General features: G+C 34.9%; 16 protein-coding genes. 9 read left to right on the top strand and 7 right to left on the bottom strand.

All coding sequences use genetic code 11. From position 1 onward, the window contains the following. The first annotated feature begins 119 nt into the window (after window positions 1-119). From IEV84_RS05525 to IEV84_RS05515, 3 genes are all read left to right on the top strand, one after another. On the top strand, window positions 120-2,285 hold the full coding sequence (locus IEV84_RS05525; protein WP_188493244.1) for an endonuclease MutS2: 2,166 nt from the start codon (window positions 120-122) through the stop codon (window positions 2,283-2,285). 137 nt (window positions 2,286-2,422) lie between these two features. Then, complete coding sequence (locus IEV84_RS05520) at window positions 2,423-2,836, top strand: thiol-disulfide oxidoreductase DCC family protein (RefSeq protein ID WP_188493242.1); 414 nt, start codon at window positions 2,423-2,425, stop codon at window positions 2,834-2,836. A 97-nt stretch (window positions 2,837-2,933) separates the two neighbouring features. Further along, window positions 2,934-4,019: an AI-2E family transporter gene (locus IEV84_RS05515; protein WP_188493240.1), complete on the top strand. Its 1,086-nt coding sequence runs from the start codon at window positions 2,934-2,936 to the stop codon at window positions 4,017-4,019. Window positions 4,020-4,056: 37 nt separating this feature from the next. Here IEV84_RS05515 and IEV84_RS05510 read toward each other — a convergent pair whose 3' ends face one another. The 4 genes from IEV84_RS05510 to dnaK form a co-directional block, all read right to left on the bottom strand. Continuing rightward, window positions 4,057-5,241, bottom strand: a complete 1,185-nt coding sequence (locus tag IEV84_RS05510) for an acetate/propionate family kinase (protein ID WP_188493238.1) — start codon at window positions 5,239-5,241, stop codon at window positions 4,057-4,059. A 97-nt stretch (window positions 5,242-5,338) separates the two neighbouring features. Further along, on the bottom strand, window positions 5,339-7,432 hold the full coding sequence (gene pta / locus IEV84_RS05505; RefSeq protein ID WP_188493236.1) for a phosphate acetyltransferase: 2,094 nt from the start codon (window positions 7,430-7,432) through the stop codon (window positions 5,339-5,341). Window positions 7,433-7,498: 66 nt separating this feature from the next. Then, window positions 7,499-8,569, bottom strand: coding sequence for a magnesium/cobalt transporter CorA (gene corA / locus IEV84_RS05500; RefSeq protein ID WP_188493234.1), 1,071 nt, complete (start codon window positions 8,567-8,569; stop codon window positions 7,499-7,501). Between the two features lie 413 nt (window positions 8,570-8,982). Continuing rightward, window positions 8,983-10,860: a molecular chaperone DnaK gene (dnaK, locus tag IEV84_RS05495; protein ID WP_188493232.1), complete on the bottom strand. Its 1,878-nt coding sequence runs from the start codon at window positions 10,858-10,860 to the stop codon at window positions 8,983-8,985. 247 nt (window positions 10,861-11,107) lie between these two features. Between dnaK and IEV84_RS05490 the strand changes: the two genes are divergently transcribed. The 3 genes from IEV84_RS05490 (at window position 11,108) to IEV84_RS05480 (ending at window position 13,890) form a co-directional block, all read left to right on the top strand. Then, window positions 11,108-11,830, top strand: a complete 723-nt coding sequence (locus IEV84_RS05490; protein ID WP_188493230.1) for a YoaK family protein — start codon at window positions 11,108-11,110, stop codon at window positions 11,828-11,830. Window positions 11,831-11,896: 66 nt separating this feature from the next. Further along, window positions 11,897-12,286, top strand: a complete 390-nt coding sequence (locus IEV84_RS05485) for a DUF1398 domain-containing protein (RefSeq protein WP_188493229.1) — start codon at window positions 11,897-11,899, stop codon at window positions 12,284-12,286. Between the two features lie 320 nt (window positions 12,287-12,606). After that, window positions 12,607-13,890 (top strand): serine hydrolase domain-containing protein, encoded by a 1,284-nt coding sequence (locus IEV84_RS05480; protein WP_188493227.1) that lies wholly within the window; start codon window positions 12,607-12,609, stop codon window positions 13,888-13,890. A gap of 24 nt (window positions 13,891-13,914) precedes the next feature. On the opposite strand, the gene IEV84_RS05475 is transcribed toward IEV84_RS05480, so the two are convergent. Then, a complete protein-coding gene (locus IEV84_RS05475) occupies window positions 13,915-14,757 on the bottom strand; it encodes a transglutaminase-like domain-containing protein (RefSeq protein WP_188493225.1) in 843 nt (280 codons plus the stop codon). A gap of 131 nt (window positions 14,758-14,888) precedes the next feature. On the opposite strand from IEV84_RS05475, the gene IEV84_RS05470 reads away from it, so the two are divergent. From IEV84_RS05470 to IEV84_RS05460, 3 genes are all read left to right on the top strand, one after another. Beyond that, window positions 14,889-15,326, top strand: coding sequence for an acyl-CoA thioesterase (locus IEV84_RS05470; protein ID WP_188493223.1), 438 nt, complete (start codon window positions 14,889-14,891; stop codon window positions 15,324-15,326). Window positions 15,327-15,361: 35 nt separating this feature from the next. Continuing rightward, window positions 15,362-16,132, top strand: a complete 771-nt coding sequence (locus IEV84_RS05465) for a patatin-like phospholipase family protein (protein ID WP_188493221.1) — start codon at window positions 15,362-15,364, stop codon at window positions 16,130-16,132. A 100-nt stretch (window positions 16,133-16,232) separates the two neighbouring features. Beyond that, window positions 16,233-17,462, top strand: a complete 1,230-nt coding sequence (locus IEV84_RS05460; protein WP_188493219.1) for an ATP-binding cassette domain-containing protein — start codon at window positions 16,233-16,235, stop codon at window positions 17,460-17,462. A 158-nt stretch (window positions 17,463-17,620) separates the two neighbouring features. On the opposite strand, the gene IEV84_RS05455 is transcribed toward IEV84_RS05460, so the two are convergent. Both IEV84_RS05455 and gyrA read right to left on the bottom strand, forming a co-directional pair. Beyond that, a complete protein-coding gene (locus IEV84_RS05455; RefSeq protein ID WP_188493217.1) occupies window positions 17,621-18,895 on the bottom strand; it encodes a tetratricopeptide repeat protein in 1,275 nt (424 codons plus the stop codon). Between the two features lie 42 nt (window positions 18,896-18,937). Further along, window positions 18,938-21,580: a DNA gyrase subunit A gene (gene gyrA, locus IEV84_RS05450; RefSeq protein WP_188493215.1), complete on the bottom strand. Its 2,643-nt coding sequence runs from the start codon at window positions 21,578-21,580 to the stop codon at window positions 18,938-18,940. Between the last annotated feature and the right edge of the window lie 102 nt (window positions 21,581-21,682).

Raw genomic sequence — 21,682 nt, 5'->3', positions numbered from 1 at the left:
ACACTAAGTTTCCTTTACTATTGTCAAATCTTTACGAATCTCTGTGAAAACTTTAAAAATCTTCGTGAAAGAATCTTTACTATTGTCTATTTTTGCATAAAAAGAAGCACGCACACAGAATGATATCCATCACCGAAAAAACATTACAAGATCTTCAATTTCCAACGATTCTCGAAACTATTTCAGAGATATGCAATACCGAAATCGGAAAAGAAAAAGCATTGAAAATAAGTCCGTTTAGAGACAAGGAAAGTTTGATGCAGGCTTTGATGCAAACCTCTGAGTATGTTTCTTCTTTTCAAAATAATAATGCGATTCCCAATCACGGTTTTGATGCAATAACTAACGAAATAAAATTTCTGGCTATTGAAGACAGTTTTCTGGAGGTAGGCAGTTTTAGAAAAATTGCTACGCTGTCTTCAACGGTAAACTTTCTGTTGAATTTCCTGAGAAAATTTGATGATTATTATCCTAATATCAACGCCAGAGCTTCCAGAGTAGAGCTCACGAAAGAAATTATAACACTTATTGATGCTGTAGTTGATAAGTATGGCGAAATAAAAGACAATGCCTCACCTACTTTATCGGATATTCGTAGAAATATGAATCTGGTTCGCGGTAAGGTCAATCAGAGTTTTGGAATTGCTTTAACCCAATACAACGGATTAGGTTATTTGGACGATATCAAAGAAAGTTTTGTGCAAAATCGTCGTGTTCTTGCCGTTTTGTCAATGTACAGACGAAAAGTAAGAGGAACCATTTTAGGAAGTTCGAAAACCGGAAGCATTGCGTATATCGAACCCGAAATGACACTGAAATATTCACGGGAATTAAGCAATTTAGAATATGAAGAAAAAGAAGAAATCACTCGTATTTTAAAGCAATTATCGAATGCTATTCGTCCGTTTTTATCTTTGCTGAAAGAATATCAGGACTTTTTAAGTGATGTGGATGTTATTGCTGCCAAAGCCAAATACGCCGACAGAATTAACGGAATCTTACCTAATATTACTGAAGAACGTCGTTTGTATTTTAGAGAAGCCTACCATCCTATTTTGTATTTGACTAATAAACAAAAAAAGGAAATCACTTATCCCCAAACCATCGAATTGCAACAACAAAACCGAATTATTGTCATTTCAGGACCTAATGCCGGAGGAAAAACCATTTCGTTAAAAACCGTTGGTTTACTGCAATTGATGCTGCAATCCGGAATGTTGATTCCGGTTCACGAACGTTCAGAAACTTTTTTATTTGACAGGATATTAACCGATATCGGAGACAATCAATCTATTGAAAATCACCTAAGCACCTATAGTTACCGATTAAAAAACATGAACTACTTTCTAAAGAAGTGCAACAGCAAAACCATGTTTTTAATTGACGAATTCGGTACTGGTTCTGACCCTGAATTGGGTGGTGCTTTAGCAGAGATTTTCCTGGAAGAATTCTACCATCGGGAAGCTTTTGGGATTATTACAACCCACTATTCAAATTTGAAAATTCTGGCTAACGAATTGCCTTTTGCCACCAATGCCAATATGTTATTTGACGAAAAATCATTAGAACCCATGTACAAATTGGTTTTAGGTCAAGCCGGTAGTTCGTTTACTTTTGAAGTAGCACAAAAAAACGGAATTCCGTTTGGCTTAATCAATCGCGCCAAAAAGAAAATTGAAGTGGGGAAAGTGCGTTTTGACAAAACTATTGCCAACCTTCAAAAAGAACGTTCTAAACTGGAGAAAACTTCTTTGAATTTAAAAGAAGAAGAAACCCGAGCTCGTGAAGAGAGCAAAAAAATGGAATCGATTAATTCCAAAATCAAACAAAAACTGGAAAGCTATCAGGAATTGTATGACAGTAATCAGAAAACGATTTATATTGGTCAGAAAATAGAAGATATTGCGGAGAAATACTTCAACAACAAAAATAAAAAAGAGCTTATTGGCGAATTTTTGAAAATTGTAGAAATCGAAAATTCGAAACGTAAAAAAGCAACTCCAAAAGAAGCTAAAGCTATTGTAGCCAAGAAAAAAGAAATCATTGAAGAAGTACAGGTTCAGGTTGAAGAAATCAGAAAGGAAAAGAAAGAGAAAAAACTAAAACCTGTCATAGAAAAACCAAAACCTATTCTAAAAGTAGGTGACCGAGTGCGAATGCTGGACGGAAAAGCCGTAGGAAGTATTGATGCTATTGAGAAAAACAAAGCTACTGTGAACTATGGTTTGTTTACTTCTAAGGTAAGTTTGGATGAATTGGATTTAGTGGAAGCGGTTAAGAAATAATTTGTAGTAATCAGTGTTCGGTGTCATTGCGAGGAACGAAGCAATCACACTAAGATCAGTAAATGACAGTATGTAAAACCGAAAAATGCGATTGCTTCGTTCCGATAGCTATCGGAACGAAGCAATAACTTAACTAAATGCAAAACCTACCCAAAAACAAAAAAATCATTCTCTTTGATGGCGTTTGCAATCTTTGTGATTCGGCGGTGCAGTTTATAATTGAACGTGATAAAAAAGATGTTTTTCGGTTTGTGGCTTTACAATCTGATTTGGGTAAAGAAATTTGTCATTATATTGGTGTAAACCCAAAAATAACGGATAGTATTATTCTGTACGAACCCGGAATTGCTTATTATTACAAATCTCAAGCTGCTTTACAAATCGCTTCCGAATTAGGTTCTTTTTATAGCTTACTTACTGTTTTCAAAATTTTACCTCAAAAAATCAACGATGCCTTTTATGATTATATTGCCAAAAACCGCTACCGTTGGTACGGAAAAAAAGAGCATTGCATGATTCCTTCCCCTGAATTAAAATCCAAATTTATTTAGAGTTTTTGTCTGAATTTAAAAAAAACACCTAAATAAAATTAATTTTACGAAAAAAGACTTAACTATGTATAAAAATTAACTTTCTAATTTTTATAAGATGAGCCTTATTCCTAAAATCCCAACAGTTGTTGATGCCAATAGAAAAATCTCAGCTGTAGAATTCCTTCTCTATTTTGTTTTATTAGCAGTGGTATTGTATTTTGGAAGACTAATTTTTATTCCGCTTTCATTTGCTCTTCTCATTAGTTTTATACTTTATCCTGTTTGCCGATGGTTAGAGAAAAAAGGAATCAATCAAATTATAGCCATAGCCGTTTCTTTAACAATTGTTTTTTTGATAATAGTAAGTATCTTATCCTTACTTGTTTTTCAAATCAAAGAATTTGCTTTAGAATGGGATACTTTTAAGGAAAAAATAATAGAAGCTATCAATCAAATGAGTCTTTTTATTTTTCAGTATTTCAACATTACCAATAATGAACAGGCTATTTTTCTTAAAAACCTAATCAGTCATTCTGAAAACCAAGCGCTGTCTATACTAAAAACTACGTTTTACTCTCTTTCGCAAACCCTGTTTTATATTATTATTATCCCTGTTTTTTCGGCACTTATACTTTTTCATCGCAGTATGTTTAAGGACGCTTTACTCCATTTTTTTCCAATAAACCAAAAAGAAAAAATTCTTGAAATTCTTTTAGAAACCATACATGCTTACCATAATTTTATAAAAGGGATGTTCTTGGTTTATCTTATTGTTGGAATACTCAATAGTATCGGACTTTTAATTATTGGAATTCCTCATCCTTTTATGTTTGGTTTTGTTGCCGCAATTCTAACGTTTATCCCCTACATCGGAATCATGGTATCATCACTTTTGCCTATTGCAATTTCGTGGATTACTTTTAATTCTATTTGGTATCCAATTGGAGTGATAGCCGTTTTCTCGATTGTACAAATTTTGGAAGCTTACATTATATTTCCTTATGTAGTAGGAAATCGTTTAAAAATCAATACTCTTATTATCATTATCATGATTACTTTAGGAGGGATTTTATGGGGAGCTGCAGGAATGATACTATTTATACCGTTTACAAGTATCATTAAACTTATAGCAGACCGCACAGAAAGCCTAAAAGCAATTTCAATCCTTTTGGACGATGGTAAACAAAACGATAAAGAATAAAACTAAAAACCTTCTCTTACGAGAAGGTTTTCTTTTTTTAATTTAAAATCAAATCATAGACCTGATTGGCTATTTCTAATTCTTCGTTAGTTGGTACTACCAAAATTTTAGTTTGAGAATTCGCTGTATTTATTTCCCGAATTTCCGAAGAACGGATTGCGTTTTTAGCTTCGTCTAATTCGATTCCTAAAAATCCCATATTCTCACAAACCGATTTCCTGATATAAGCCGAGTTCTCCCCAATTCCTGCTGTAAACACAACGGCATCAATTCCGTTTAAAACCGCAGCATAAGAACCAATATATTTTTTAATGCGATACACATTCATATCCAGAGCCAACTGGCAATTCAAATCGCCTTTTTCTGCATTCGCCTGAATATCCCTTAAATCGCTATGACCTGTAAGCCCCAGCATGCCACTTTGTTTTTGCAAAACGGTGTTGACTTCACTTAATTGATAACCCAAAGTATTCACCATATAAAAAATCACCGACTGATCGATATCTCCGCTTCGGGTTCCCATTATCAATCCGTTCATAGGACCAAATCCCATACTATGATCAATACTTTTTCCATCTTTCACCGCAGTAATACTACAACCATTTCCTAAATGAACTGTGATTATTTTACTGCTTTTTTCTAAAAACCCCATCGCTTTTTCCGATACATATTTATGAGAAGTACCGTGAAAACCATAGGCCCTGATTTTGTTTTCGGTCAATAGGTAATTTGGTATTGCATAACGATAAGCTACTTCGGGCATCGTTTGATGGAAAGCCGTATCAAAAACAGCCACCTGTTTAGCCGAAGGAAATACTTCTTCAGCAACAATGATTCCTTCTAAATTTGCCGGATTATGCAGGGGAGCGAGTTCAAAAAGTTGTTTGATTTTTTCTTTTACTTCTTCGTTAATCAGTACCGTATCCGAAAAACTGGCTCCTCCATGAACAACTCTATGTCCCACTGCCTCAATTTCCTGAGTACTTTTAATTACACCAACAGTTTCATCCAGTAATAATTGAGAAATCTTTTCCAATCCAATTTTATGATTGGGAATTGGCAAAATTTCCTCCAATGAATCTTTATTGGTTTTATAACTAAAATTTGAAGTTTCCAGACCTATTCGATCAATCATTCCGCTGCAAATTACTTCTTTTGACGGCATATCAATTAATTGGTATTTTATAGACGAACTTCCTGAATTTATAATTACTATTTTCATTTTCTTTTTTCCTCTCCCCAACCCTCTCCAAAGGAGAGGGAGACTAAACGGGATTTACTTTGTGAATATTTTTCTATTACTTCTTCTAATAACCAATCTACAATCCCTGTGCCTGAATTGCTGTAATCACAACTGTGTTAATAATGTCATCTACAGTACAACCACGACTTAAATCGTTTACCGGTTTATTTAATCCCTGCAACATCGGACCAATTGCCAATGCCCCAGTTTCTCTCTGCACCGCTTTATACGTATTGTTTCCTGTATTCAAATCCGGAAAAATAAGTACACTCGCCTGCCCTGCCACTTCCGAATTAGGCATTTTACTTTGTCCTACTTCCATATCCACAGCCGCATCATACTGGATTGGACCTTCTATTTTTAAGTCGGGACGTCTTTTCTTTACAATTTCAGTTGCTGTTCGCACTTTCTCAACTTCGTCTCCTTTTCCTGATGAACCAGACGAATAAGACAACATAGCTACTTTAGGCTCTATTCCGAAAGCCAAACTCGAATCAGCGGAAGAAATAGCAATTTCAGCCAATTGTTCCGCAGTAGGATTCGGATTAATAGCACAATCTCCAAAAATCGATACTCTGTCTTCCAAACACATAAAGAATATTGATGAAACCACACTCGAATTCGGCTTGGTTTTAATGAATTGTAAAGCCGGCAAAATAGTATGTTGCGTGGTATGAGCTGCTCCGGAAACCATACCATCCGCGTGACCTTTATATACCATCATCGTTCCAAAATAAGACACATCTTCCATTAAATCTTTGGCCATAGCCATCGATACGTTCTTATTTTTACGAAGTTCATAATAGGTATTTACATAATCATCATAATTAGGTGAAGCAATTGGATTAACAATGGTCACTTTCGAAAAATCAAATGCTATTCCTAATTCGGCTACTTTATTTTCAATCTGTTTTTTGTTCCCAATAATCGAAATATCAACTACATCCATGGCTAATAATCGAGAAGCCGCAATGATAATTCTGTCGTCATTTCCTTCCGGTAACACAATGTGTTTTCGGTGTTGTTTGGCTCTTTTTACCAAATTATACTGAAACATTTTTGGTGTCATTCCTTCTGCATGGAATGCACTTAATTTATCCGCAAGCTCATCTAAATTTACATATTTTTCAAATGTGCTTATCGACGTTTCAATTTTGTGTTTATTCTCCGCATAAATTTTAGATTGAATAGAACCTATTTTATTGGTTATTCGATAGGTACCACCATCCACCGAAATAATAGGTACAACACTGTTCAATCCCTCAATTAGCTTCAAAATACTGTCTTCCGGAAGTATATTTCCCGTCAAAATAATTCCGGAAACCGTTGGGTAATTAACTGACTCATTGGCCTGCAAAGCGCCTAAAATAATATCAGCTCTGTCTCCTGGAGTAATCACCAAGGCATTTTCTTTAAGGTGTAATAAATAATTTCGCAGCTGCATGGCACCCACACTATAACTTCCTACTTCGTTATTAATAAACTCCTTTCCAAAAAGAATCTTAGCGTCTAATTCCTCCACTATTTCCTTAACAGTAGGATTGTTTAAACTCGAAATCACCGGAATAGCACTCACCAAAACTTCTTTTGGTAAAACACTTCGTAAACCATCCTCAGCTAATTTTAAATTCTCAGGTTGGATTTTATTAGCGATAAAAGCGATTACCTCCACTTCTTTATTCTTGAAAGAATCATAGGCAAGGTATTCACCGTCTAAAAACTCTTCTAGGGTTTTCCCAACACCCGAACCAACAATTATCGTTGGAATCCCTAAATTTTTAGCGATAAGCACATTCATATCCAGCTCGATAGCCGTTCCCTCACCGCTAAAACTGGTTCCTTCGACCAAAACAAAATCAAAACGCTCTTCTAAATGCTTGAATTTTTCGATAATCAAATCCAAAACATCACCTATTTTTCCCTTGTTCTTTTTCTTGATTAACTGACTTTTTGTAATAGCAAAAGCATCTTCAAAGCGGATATCCAACCCAAAATGAGAAATCACTGTTTCGATGTGATTGTCTAATTTTCCGTCTTCAAAATCCTCAATAATAGGCCTGAAATAGCCTACTTTAGCTGTTTTACCAATTAACATACTCATTAATCCAAGCGTAATAATCGATTTTCCACTATTACTCTCTGAAGTTGCGATATAAATGGCTTTATTCATTATATTTTGATTTTATTATTTCATTTTTTTCTAAAATACTGCCGACACTAGAAATGCTATTTATCCTTAAAACCATCTTCTTCTTCTAAAATAAAAAACCATCAGAATTCCTATCAAAACCATTACAGCAATGACAGCATAATAACCATTTTCATATTTTAATTCAGGCATGTATTCAAAATTCATCCCGTAAACACCAACAATAAACGTCAACGGAATAAATATTGACGACACTATTGTTAGCGTTTTCATAATCTCATTCATCTTATGAGATTGAGAGGAAAAAAAGAAATTAGAAGCACCTTCCAACATTCCTAAATCAGATTCAATTTGTTCTAAAAGTTCTAAACTTTTTTGATGTAACCGGGAAAAATAGACATAGGAATCCATTTGAATTACATTACAAACCACATCGTCTTTCAATGTTTTAATACCATATAACGAATCCCTGAGTGGAATAATGGAGCGTTTTAAAAAACTAAAATTATCACGGTGCTTCTCTATTCGCACTAAAATATCCGGATCGGTACTTGTTTTTGATAAATTAATTAACTCTTCTACATTTTCTTCCTCATTTTCAATGGTAATGTAAAAATTTTCCATCACAGCATCTAAAAGAAGCGACAGTAAATAATCTGCCTTTTTAGTTCGCACCACTCCCGAATGAGTCCGTATTCTTTCCCTGATATGCGTAAAAAAATCACTGCTTTTTTCCTGAAATGATATTAAAATTTCATCTTTAATTAGAAAACTGATTTGCTCAACACTAATATTATCCGAGTCTTCCGTTGGCAAAATTGATTTTATATTAAAAAACAAACTACTGCTGGACTCTTCCATTTTCGTTCTTCTCGCTGTATTTAAAATATCCGAAAGCAGAAAATTATCAATATCAAAAAAAGCCCCAATTCCTTCTACCGTTTCAATATCACTTAAACCATGTAAATTAAGCCAGTTTGTTTTTACAGTATCAATACATTCTTTAAAATCTGAAATTGCTAAATCCTGGTATTCAGTAAACTCCAAGTCGTCATATACAAACAACTGCATTTTTGACTCCAGATTTTTGTGTTTTCCGGTATAAACTAATTGATTAGGATGGACTTTTCTAGCCTTTTTATATTTTATTTTTCTCATGCAAAAATCATTTAACAGTAATATTACAAAAAACTTTTGGCAAAAAAGTACAACTTAACAATTTAAAAACACAGATTAACTCTGACAAAAGTAATTGGAAACTCCATAAATTTTCATGAGAAAAATCATGTTTTGAAAATAATTTCAATTAAAAACAAACCCGACAGGTTTCTAAAACACAAGTGTCCGGAAGAGTCAAGCAAGACAATATTCAGCTGATTTTTACAGAATATTGTCATTCCTCCTTCGTCGGAATGACATACTTTGAGATTAATAGATTGTTTAAACAATAAATTTTTAAGGTCTTCCGAACACTTTAAAAACCTGTCGGGTTTAATTTATTGATATAAAACAAAAAAACCGCTCCTTTTCAGGAGCGGTTTTCTTAATACTTAATACTAATTACTTAATACTTATTTTACTTCTTCGTAATCTACGTCTTGAACGTTATCACCTTCAGCTTGTGGCTCAGCAGCAGCCTGACCTTGCTCACCTTGAGCATACATAGCTTCAGTAGCAGTTTTCCAAGCAGCGTTTACATTATCTAAACCTTTTTGAATAGCAGCAATATCCTGAGATTGGTGAGCCATTCTTAATTCAGTTAAAGCATATTCAATAGCTGTTTTGTGCTCAGCAGAGATTTTATCTCCTAACTCTTTCAATTGAGATTCAGTTTGGAAGATAGTACTATCAGCTTCGTTTAATTTTTCAGCTCTTTCTTTAGCTTGTCTGTCAGCATCAGCATTTGCTTCAGCATCTTTTTTCATTTGTTCGATTTCTTCAGCTGTTAAACCAGAAGAAGCTTCGATACGGATATCGTGAGATTTTCCAGTTCCTTTATCAGTAGCAGAAACTTTGATAATACCATTAGCATCAATATCGAAAGAAACTTCGATTTGAGGAACTCCTCTTGGTGCTGGTGGAATACCGTCTAAGTGGAAACGACCAATAGTTTTGTTATCTGCAGCCATTGCTCTGGCTCCTTGCAATACGTGGATTTCAACAGATGGTTGAGAATCAGCAGCAGTAGAGAATACCTGAGATTTTTTAGTTGGGATAGTAGTGTTAGCTTCGATAAGAACAGTCATTACACCACCCATAGTTTCGATACCTAAAGATAATGGAGTAACGTCAAGTAACAATACGTCTTTTACATCTCCAGAAAGTACACCACCTTGGATAGCAGCTCCAATAGCTACAACCTCATCAGGATTAACTCCTTTAGAAGCTTTTTTACCAAAGAATTTCTCAACTTCTTCAACGATTCTTGGGATACGAGTAGAACCTCCTACCAAGATCACTTCGTCGATATCAGAAACTGATAAACCAGCATTTTTCAACGCTTTAGCAACTGGTGCCATAGAACGTTTAACTAATGAATCAGTTAATTGCTCAAATTTAGAACGAGATAATTTTTTAACTAAGTGTTTTGGTCCTGAAGCCGTAGCAGTTACGTATGGTAAGTTGATTTCAGTTTCAGCAGAAGCAGATAATTCAATTTTAGCTTTCTCAGCAGCTTCTTTAATACGTTGTAAAGACATTGGGTCTAAACGCAAGTCAACTCCTTCTTCAGCTAAGAATTCATTAGCTAACCAGTCAATAATTTCGTGGTCAAAATCGTCTCCTCCTAAGTGAGTATCTCCATCAGTAGATAATACTTCGAAAACTCCGTCACCTAATTCAAGAACAGAGATATCAAAAGTACCTCCACCTAAATCGTAAACAGCAATTTTTTGATCAGTTCCTTTTTTATCTAATCCGTAAGCAAGTGCAGCAGCAGTTGGCTCATTGATGATACGCATTACTTTTAAACCAGCGATTTCACCAGCCTCTTTAGTAGCCTGACGTTGTGCATCGTTAAAGTAAGCAGGAACAGTGATAACTGCCTCAGTTACTGTTTGACCTAAATAGTCTTCAGCAGTTTTTTTCATTTTTTGAAGTGTCATAGCTGACAATTCCTGAGCAGTGTATAAACGACCGTCAATATCCACACGTGGCGTATTGTTGTCACCTTTTACTACACTGTAAGGAACTCTTTTTGCTTCTTCTGTAATTTCAGCAAAAGAATGTCCCATAAAACGTTTGATAGAAGCAATAGTCTTAGTTGGATTAGTTACTGCTTGTCTTTTTGCAGGATCACCCACTTTAATTTCTCCACCTTCTACAAAAGCGATGATAGATGGCGTTGTTCTTTTTCCTTCTGCGTTAGGAATAACAACTGCTTCGCTACCTTCCATTACAGAAACACAAGAGTTGGTCGTACCTAAATCAATTCCGATTATTTTACCCATTTTTATTTATATTTAGTTTTTAATATACTTATTTAATAACTCATCGTGCATAAGTCAATCTTTGTGCCAATATAAAAGGGTTTTATAAATTGTCAGTATTTAATAAAATTATAATAAATTAGCTGACAAGATGACATTTTACACTAACTGACAGCTTGCTAAAATTTAAAACATAGCTGTCATACAAAAGATAGACATCTAATTTATTCCATTATAACCTATAATTAAAAACCTAAAAAATTAAAATATGTTTCGACATCAGGGAAAACATAGAACTTTAAGTCATAATTTACAAATTGCTTCTTTATTATCCTTTGTAGCAGGAATAGTAAATGTATCCGGATTTTTAGCGGTTCAAAAATTAACCACCAACGTCACCGGACATTTTGCCTACTTTCTGGACGAACTTTTTAAATTGAATTTTAACAACGGATTTGTCTATTTTTTATACATCTTTTTCTTTTTCATGGGTTCGTTTACTTCTGGCTTTTTAATTGAGCTCTTTTCCAGAAAAACAGAAAGAAACATTTATGTTTTTCCCACATCAATAGAAATCCTGTTATTGTTCATGATTGGATTATCTGGTCAAAATTTAATAACTAAAAATCCAAATATTATTGCTTACACTTTATTATTTGCCATGGGATTACAAAATTCGTTGGTGACAAAAATTTCTAATGCAACTGTACGAACAACTCACTTAACAGGTCTTTTTACCGATTTAGGAATTGAACTTTCACAGTTATTTTTCTACAAAGAAACAGAAAAGAGAACAAAACTATTTGCTTCCATCAAACTGCGATTAACCATAATAAGTTTCTTTTTCATTGGAGGAATTTTAGCAGGCATTTTGTACACCAAACTAAAACTACAGCTATTGTTTATTGCTGCTGTGACACTAATTATCGGCTTGATTTATGACAATATCAAACTAAAATTGATTTTATTAAACCGCAAATACAAACACTAAAAAAGGCAAAAAACAGAAACCACATTTAATTTTTAACCTATATTTGAAAACCTAAAAAATTAAAATATGTTTTCAATAGACCAGATTAAAGCAGCACATGAAAAAGTAAAATCAGGTGCTGATTTCCCTAATTACATTCAAGACCTTATCCAACTGGGCGTAAAAGGCTATGACACCATCGTGACCGATGGTAGTGTTTCCTATTATGGTGACAATGATTTTGCTGCCAGCACCGACAAAAAATACGACGCAATCACTATCGCATCTTCAGCAAATAAAGAACGCTTTATTGAATATCTGGTCATGCACCAAGACGGACAGACAGACTATTTTACTTTTTGCCAACATGCAGCCCAATGTGGTATTGCCAAATGGCGTGTAGATATCATCGAAATGACCTGTACTTATTATGACAGCACAGAAAATCCTATTCTGATTGAAAAAATTCCAGAGTAAAAATATATTTGGAACACTGATAAAACTGATCTGACAGATTACGACAGATTAAAATTAACCGTTGCTATTCGAGTGTCCTTAGCTTCCGCAGTCGAGTGTCAAATGTTTGAAGAATACTTAAAAAGAAAAGCTGTTTGAGCGCAGCGAGTTCTTTTCTTTTAGTATTCGAAAACTAATTTGACCGAGGAGGAAGCTTAAGACTTGATTTTTTTTGTTTCTTTTTTGATCAAGCAAAAAAGAAAAGTTTTAAAACGTTTTTTTACTTTTAATAAAACCAACCAAACAGATTTAACACAGATTAAATCTAAAAAAAACCAACCATGAAAAACCTTTTTATTTTACTTTTTACGATTTCCAGTTTGGGCAATTACGCCCAAACTAAATCTATAAAAAACTCTCCTAAACTCAGCGAAGACACTCCTTCCAGTGTAGGCATGTCCAACGAAAGACTGGCACGAATTGACAATATGCTCAATAAAGCAGTTGCCGATTCGGAAATTCCGGGAGCCATAGCTCTTGTAGCCCGCAAGGGAAAAATCGTGTATTTCAAAGCTTTCGGAATGGCAGATAACACTACTTCAAAAACATTAAAAACCGATGCTATTTTTAGGATTGCATCCCAAACCAAAGCCATTACCACTACTGCTGTCATGATGCTTTGGGAAGAAGGAAAATTCAAACTGGACGACCCTATTGCGAAATACATCCCCGAATTTAAAAACGCACAGGTTTTAGATTCTGTTTATCCTGATGGAAAATATACTACTAAAGCCGCCAAAAGAGAAATTACCATTCGTGATTTAATTACCCATACTTCCGGGATTGGCTATGGTCAAATTGATAGCGACCCGCGTTTTAAAAAAATCTACAAAGACGCCGGCGTAACCGATTTATTTACAACCGATAAAATCACCATTTCCGAAAGTGTCAAAAAACTGGCAAAACTACCTTTGCATCATAATCCGGGAGAGAAATTTACTTATAGCGAAGGATTGGATGTTATTGGGTATTTTATCGAAGTTATCTCAGGAATGCCGATGGACGAATTTTACAGAACCCGTATTTTCGAACCATTAGAAATGACTGACACTTATTTCTATTTACCGGAATCAAAATCAAACCGATTAGTTACGGTGCAAACAAAAGAAAACGGTAAATGGATTCCGTTTCCAAATACGTTCTATGATACCAATTATCCAATAAAAGGTACTAAAAGCTTTTTCTCAGGAGGTGCCGGACTTTCCAGTACCGCTAAAGATTATGCGACTTTCCTGCAAATGTTCTTAAACAAAGGAGAACTAAACGGTATAAGATTGTTAAGCAGAACGACAGTACAGTTTATGTTGGCAAACCAAATTGGTGAAACCTGGGGCAAAACCGATGCCGGTCACGGATTAGGTTTTAGAGTTTTAAACCAAATGGGCGAAGATTTGGGCGGACAAGGAAGCGCAGGAACTTTTAACTGGGGAGGCTATTTCAATACCCAATATTTTGCCGATCCTAAAGAAGAACTCATCGGAATTATCCTCAAACAAACACAAAAAACAAGCGATAATACAGGCTGGAAATTTCAACTTTTGGCAGAACAAGCCATTGATGATTAATCTGCATCAAAAAACACAGCGGTTTCAACCATAAGAAACAGCTGTGTTTTTTTCTTTATCAAAAGGAAGAAAATCAGTTGAAACAGGATTACAATCTACTTTCATATAATTACAATTCACTTCACCAAAAAAACTGGCCACAGCTACTTCGCTGGTATCTTTACCATTGGCAATTTTGACTAAACCATTAGCAATACTTAATTTAGTCGGGTCAAAAAACAACCACTTCCCTCCTACATAAGCCTCAAAACAAGCATGAAAATCAGGCGGATTCAACGCATAAGCGTAACCCGTAAAATAACGTGCCGGTATATCTAAGGCGCGACACAAAGCAATAGCGAGATGAGCAAAATCTTTACAAACACCTTCTTTTAAATTGAGAACGTCACAGGCTGATCTATTGGAATCACTAGTTCCCGCTTTATAAGCTATGGTTTTAAAAACCCATTCGTTTATTGCTTTGACTTTAGTAAATTCATTAGGCAAATGCCCAAATAGCTCATGTGCAAAATCCAATAATTTATCCGATTCACAATACCTGCTGGGAGAAATATAAGGCAACGTTTCGTTTTCTAAATCAATAATAGAAACAGATTGCGGCAAGTGTTCAGGAGCGATGATTTCATATAAAACATCAACTTCGGCTTCATAACTAAGTGTAAAATTAGTTCCTTGTGCTACCACCATTTTAATAAAACGGGTTGTTGAATTTTGCAATACAAATTCTTCGTACTTAATCTCGGGAGTAATAGCAAGAGACTCCGAAATAATTACTTGACTCGCCGATTGGGCAACCTGAATATTAAAAATAAAGGTCGTTGTAGCAAAAACTTCATAGGACAAAAAACTGCTTACTTTAAATCTCATTTTGTAAAGATATCAATTCTTAACTAGAAAGAAAACACAACCAAACTTATCAAAAAACTATAAAGAGTCCTTTTCTTTCTTTTTGGCTTATTTTTGTTAAATTTACAACTACAACATTTTAATACTACAACATGACCTCTTTTAGCAAACACCTCACTTTTCGCTGGGCTGATTTAGACCCTAATTTCCATGTCCGACATAGTGTCTATTATGATTGTGCCGCGCAACACCGAATGGAAATCTTAGACAGCTTGGGTTTAAACTTAAAAGTTTTCCAAAAACAGCATTTTGGTCCGGTACTTTTCAGAGAAGAATGTGTGTTTAGAAAAGAAATCACGCAAGGCGATTCGGTTTACATTCATACTACTGTAGCTAAAATGAGAGCCGATGCCTCCCGATGGTCAATAGCCCATGAATTTCGTACCGAAGACAATTTACTTTGTGCCACTTTAACCGTTGATGGTGCCTGGATGGACACCAAATTGCGCAAATTAACCGATCCGGTTCCTGAAGTAGCAATAAAGGCTTTAGCGAGTATTCCAAAAAGCGATGATTTTATAGAATCTTAAACTGAAAACCCTAAACTACAAACCAAAACAACAAGATGCAAACTAAAATTGGAATTGTATTGTCTGGTGGAGGCGCACGAGGAATTGGACACTTAGGTATGCTAAAAGCCCTGGAGGAATTTGGTATCAAACCTACACATATTTCAGGAACCAGCGCCGGAGCTATAGCTGGAGCTTTTTATGCCGCAGGCTATTCGGTAACAGATATTTTAAAAATTCTTAAAAAAGGACAAATCTTTAGTTTTTCTAATCTTTTAATCAAAAGACAAGGTTTATTTGCCATGAAAGGATTTCATGATATTTATCTCGAATGTTTCCCAACCAACTCCTTTGAAGATTTAAAAATTCCGCTTTATGTAGCCACTACTGACATCCTAAAAGGTGAATTAGTTTATTTTTCATCCGGAAATTTATCTCAGGTTTTAATGGCTTCCTCTTGCATGCCGCTGTTGTTCCAGCCGGTAAATTACAATAACACCTTATATGTTGATGGCGGAGTAATTAACAATTTCCCTATCGAACCCCTTATGGGACAATGCGACATCATCATTGGCAGTTATGTCAATTCTATCAAAAAAGAAGTCGAAAAAGTAAGCATGAATAACATTCTTGACCGTTGTTTTCATTTGGCGATGAAAAGTTCGGTCGAGATAAAAACCCATAGTTGTAACCTGTACTTCGAACCACCTAACATGAGCCAGTACAGTCTTTACAACTTAAAAAATGCCGACGAGATTTTCGAATACAGTTATCAACACGCACTAACTTTAGAAGACCAAATCAAAGCACTCGATATTCAGTTTTAAGACTTATAATTTTCTACAGTTAACGAACTTCCAACTTCCAACTTCTAACACCCAACTTCTTTTCTTATCTTTACAGCCAATAAAAAACAGAACCTTTTTCATGACTACTGCTTCACATTGGAACATTTTATTATCCAATCAAATCAATAAAAAAGACTTTATAGATAAAATTCTTTCCGGAAATGCCATTGGCGAATTAGCTTCTTTTAATGAATTAAAAGGCATCCTTTTTTCCGATTTAGCTATAGACCATTTTATCCAAAAAGAATTTCAATACCTCGAATTAACAGCGGTAGATTCAAACAGAAAACTAAGTACTTTTTCTTCCGGACAACGGAAAAAGAAATTTCTTCACTATTGTATCGACCAAAAACCTGATTTTATCATTTTTGACAATCCAATGGATCATTTAGACCAGGCTTCCCGAATAGAGCTGGCAAAATCAATGGAAGCAATGGCTTCTGAAATCAAAATTATACAGCTTATCAACCGCCATGCCGATTTGCTGCCTTTTATTTCGAATAACAGACAAATCAATTCAGATGATTTTGTATTGGAAAACATCTCGCACGAAACTCACGAAACAAAAATTATAAACCAACAGGGAATTCCGCATGCGGCACATGCCATCGAATACAATCAAAAAATACTGGTTCAGATGAATAATGTATGTGTTAGCTACGAAGAACGTCCTATTGTAAAAAACATCAACTGGACGATTCAACAAGGCGAATTCTGGCAATTGATTGGCCCTAATGGTTCCGGAAAAAGTACACTTTTATCGTTAATCAACGGTGACAGCCCTAAGGGTTACGGACAGGATTTACACCTCTTTGGTCGAAAAAAAGGAAGCGGAGAAAGCGTTTGGGATATCAAAAAGAATATCGGTTATTTTGCTACCAATATGACCAGTTTGTTTACAAGAAATCACACTTTGGAACAAATGATTCTTTCCGGTTTTTTCGATTCGATAGGTTTGTATGATCTACCTACTACGCTACACAAGAAAATTGCCGATGAATGGCTGGACTTAATCGGGATGAAACACCTTAAAAACAAAATGTTCAAGCGTCTTTCGGTTGGTCAGCAGCGACTGGCAATGATCGTGCGTTCAGTTTTAAAACATCCTCCTCTGGTTATTTTAGACGAGCCCGTTGAAGGTTTAGATGATGAAAACGTAGCCATGGTGTGCCAACTCATCAATTTGCTCAAGCAGGAATCCAATATGACAATTGTATATGTCTCACACCGAATCGAACCTAATTTAGCACCCAATTCTGTTTTTGAATTAATTCCTTCCAGTGAAGGTTCTACCGGACTTATCAAATAACATCTCTAAGTCCCAATTTTATCTCATACTGAAAAACAAATGGATAATAAAAAAAGTTATTTCCGAAAAAATCGGAAATAACTTTTTAACATCGCTGATACAATAACAGCTTTATATGAATCCTAAATTATTTTTTAGGATAAAAACTTTTGACAGCGCTATTTTTTCATTTTAGCTTTTAAAGCATTTTTCTCGGCAGTCATTTCTAAAGCACCATAAACACCTGAAAGAGTTTTAACAATATCAGTGTTTTCAGGATCTAACTCATAAGCTTTTTGTAAATAAGGCAATGTGCTTCTAAATAAATCTTCTCTTTTCTTCTTCAAAACATCATAACGTTTCATATCCTTATCAGAAGTACCTAATTTGTTCATTTCTTCGATAAGTGCTTTTTCATTTTGTAATTTTAAAACCGCCAGGTTAATGTAAGCATTTGTATAATCCGGTTTAATTTCAACTGCTCTTTTATAATATTTCTCAGCTTCCACATTATCATTTGCATTAGCAGAAATTACTCCTAAATTATAAACCAATGCCGCATCATTAGGGTTTTTCGCCAATACTTCAGTAATAATTTGTTTGTATTTGTCAAAATCTTTAGTTTGTAAATACAAATTAGCCTCAGTCAACATCAAAGAAGAATCATCGGGATTAGTTGTTCTGGCATCGGCAACAGCTTTTTTTGCTTCAGCTATTTTTCCCTGATCTACTAAAATCAGAGCCATATTTTTATAAATTTCTCCTCTTTTAGATGGAATTTCTTCAGTTCTTGGTTTTTCATGAGTCCCTAATTTTACCGCTCTGTCTCTTTCAGCAGCTGAAGCAAATCCAACTTCCTGACCGTTAACTTTACTGGTAGCTAAATACTCGGTTCCCTTTCCTGAATAGTTTATTTTTTTCAACTCATTATACAGCTCCATCGCTTTGTCATAATCTTTAGCACTTACATAAGTTGAAGCAGCATAATACAAATAGATAGTATCTTTTTTATCCAATTGATAAGCTTCGTATAATTTTTTAGCACCTTCCAAATTATTATTTTCTTTTGTAGCTGCAACTCCACTGTTGATTAATAAACCTTTAATTTTAGTAATCGAAGTAGCCGCTTGTGCAGAATACTTTAATTTTCCTGATGCTTTTTCGGCAGCAATTAACTCTTTGTAAGTATCAGCTGCTATTGCCATATTGGCATCTGTATCTACTTTTTTATCTACCAAATCCAAGTAAGCATTAGCTTTTAAAAAATAATACTGTGCTTTTTCTTCATCAGTAGCATTAGCTAATACAGGTTCAACGGCTTTTAAAAGAGTTAATACCTCTTTTGCATCTCCAGCTTTTACAGCTTTCTCAGCAGCTTTAAGTTCTTTTTTCTGAGCAAAAGCCGCTAGTGACAGCATTAAGGCCGATGCTAACATTACATATTTACCTTTCATAAAATTTATTTTTTTAATTTTTAAATACTCTTTAATTACAATTTATGCTTCATCATCATCTTCTGAATCATCCTCGTCATCTTCAGGTGCTTCTTCTTCATCATCGTCATCGTCTTCTACAACTCCTTCATCTTCGAGAACTTCCAAAACCGGTTTTACTCTTTCGATTGTTGCGTCTTCGATAACATTACCATCTTCATCAACAACCACTTGCTCTTCATCGTCTTTCATTACTTTGGCAACAGCAGCAATAGAATCGTTTCCTTTCAGGTTAATTAATTTAACACCTTGAGTAGCACGTCCCATTACACGTAAATCTTCAATTGCCATTCTGATAGTTAATCCTGATTTATTGATAATCATCAAGTCGTCAGCATCAGTAACAGCACTTATCGAAATTAGTTTACCAGTTTTCTCTGTGATATTAAGAGTTTTAACTCCTTTTCCTCCACGGTTTGTAATTCTGTACACATCTTCGCCATCTTCATCAACTAACTTGGTACGTTTTCCGTATCCGTTTTCGGTTACCACTAAAATTTGCGAATCGCTAATATCATTCTTATCAACAGTAACCATTCCAATTACTTCATCAGTATCATCTTTCAAAGTAATTCCGCGAACTCCGGAAGCTGTTCTTCCCATCGGACGGGTTTTAGTTTCTTCAAAACGAACTAATTTACCGGATTTAACTGCCAGGATAATTTGGCTTTCACCATTAGTTAATTCAGCGCCTAATAATTCGTCACCATCTTTAATTGTAATTGCAGCAACACCATTTACACGAGGTTTAGAATATTTTTCTAAAGATGTTTTCTTCACCTGACCTTGTTTAGTTACCATAACCAGGTTGTGCGTTTTAATGTAATCCTGATCTTTTAAATCCTGAGTACAGATAAATGCTTTTACCTTATCATCATTTTCGATATTAATCAAATTCTGAATAGCTCTTCCTTTAGCCGTTTTGCTTCCTTCCGGAATTTCATAAACACGCATCCAGAAACATTTTCCTTTTTGAGTAAAGAACATCATATACTGATGATTGGTTGCCACAAACATGTGCTCTAAGAAATCCTGATCTCTGGTTCCTGCACTTTTTTGTCCTACTCCTCCTCTGTTTTGCGTTTTGTATTCGGATAAATTAGTACGTTTAATATAACCTGCATGCGAAATCGTAATTACCACATTTTCATCAGCAATTAAATCTTCAATACTTACATCACCACCTGAATATTCAATAGTAGAACGACGTTCGTCACCATATTTATCGCGAATTTCTTCTAATTCTTCTTTAATTAAATTAGTTCTCAAATTAACGTCTTCTAATAAAGCTTTCAAATGCTCAATTAACTTCATTAATTCTTCATATTCCGCTCTCAATTTATCCTGCTCCAGACCTGTTAACTGACGTAAACGCATCTCAACAATAGCTCTGGCCTGAATATCAGACAAATTGAATCTCTCGATTAATTTCTCACGGGCTTCTTCAGTATTTTTCGAACCACGGATTAAAGCAATTACTTCGTCAATATTATCCGAAGCAATAATTAAACCTTCTAAAATATGCGCTCTTTCTTCGGCTTTACGCAATTCAAATCGCGTTCTGCGGATAACTACATCGTGACGGTGTTCTACAAAATAATGAATCAAATCTTTTAGATTTAACATTTGTGGGCGACCATTAACCAATGCGATATTATTAACACTGAAAGAAGATTGCAATTGGGTGAATTTATACAAAGTATTCAACACCACATTTGGCGTTGCATCTCGTTTCAAAATATAAACGATACGCATACCATTTCTATCCGATTCGTCACGAATATTAACAATACCCTCTATCTTTTTCTCGTTCACTAAATCAGCGGTACGCTTAATCATATCAGCTTTGTTTACCTGATACGGAATTTCGCTAACTACAATACACTCTCTGCCTTCTACTTCTTCAAAATTAACTTTGGCACGCATTACTACACGTCCTCTACCCGTTTTGAAAGCTTCACGAACTCCTTCATAACCATAAATTACACCTCCGGTTGGAAAATCAGGTGCTTTGATATGCGTCATTAATTCGTCAACCTCAATATCATTATTATCTATATAGGCTAACGTACCATTAATTACTTCTGTTAAATTATGTGGCGGCATATTAGTTGCCATACCTACCGCAATACCAGTAGCTCCGTTTACTAATAAAGTAGGAACACGCGTTGGCATTACTTTTGGTTCATACAAAGTATCGTCAAAATTCAATTGAAAATCAACTGTTTCTTTTTCGATATCTGCCATTATTTCTTCTGAAATTTTGCGCATTCTGGCCTCAGTATAACGCATCGCTGCCGGACTATCACCATCTACAGAACCAAAGTTACCCTGACCATCAACTAATAAATAACGCATACTCCATTCCTGAGCCATACGAACCATAGCATCATAAACAGAGGTATCTCCGTGCGGGTGGTACTTTCCTAAAACTTCACCGACAATTCTCGCCGATTTTTTGTGAGCAGATCTTGAAGTTACTCCTAAATCATACATTCCATAAAGTACTCTTCGATGTACAGGTTTCAAACCATCTCTAACATCCGGAAGTGCTCTTGATACAATAACCGACATTGAATAGTCAATGTAAGCTGATTTCATTTCATCTTCAATGTTAATAGGAATTAACTTTTCTCCTTCTGACATAAGTTGTTATATTAAAAAATTATATTCGTTTCAAAACGTGCCAATATACGGATTTCTGAAATTTTAGAAAGCTTTTCAGAGCACTAATTTCAATGATTTATT

Origin of the sequence: Flavobacterium palustre (assembly GCF_014639535.1) — a bacterium.
GTDB lineage: Bacteria > Bacteroidota > Bacteroidia > Flavobacteriales > Flavobacteriaceae > Flavobacterium > Flavobacterium palustre.
Note: the sequence above shows the minus strand (reverse complement) of the source record. Positions and strands in the feature narration are given on the sequence as shown.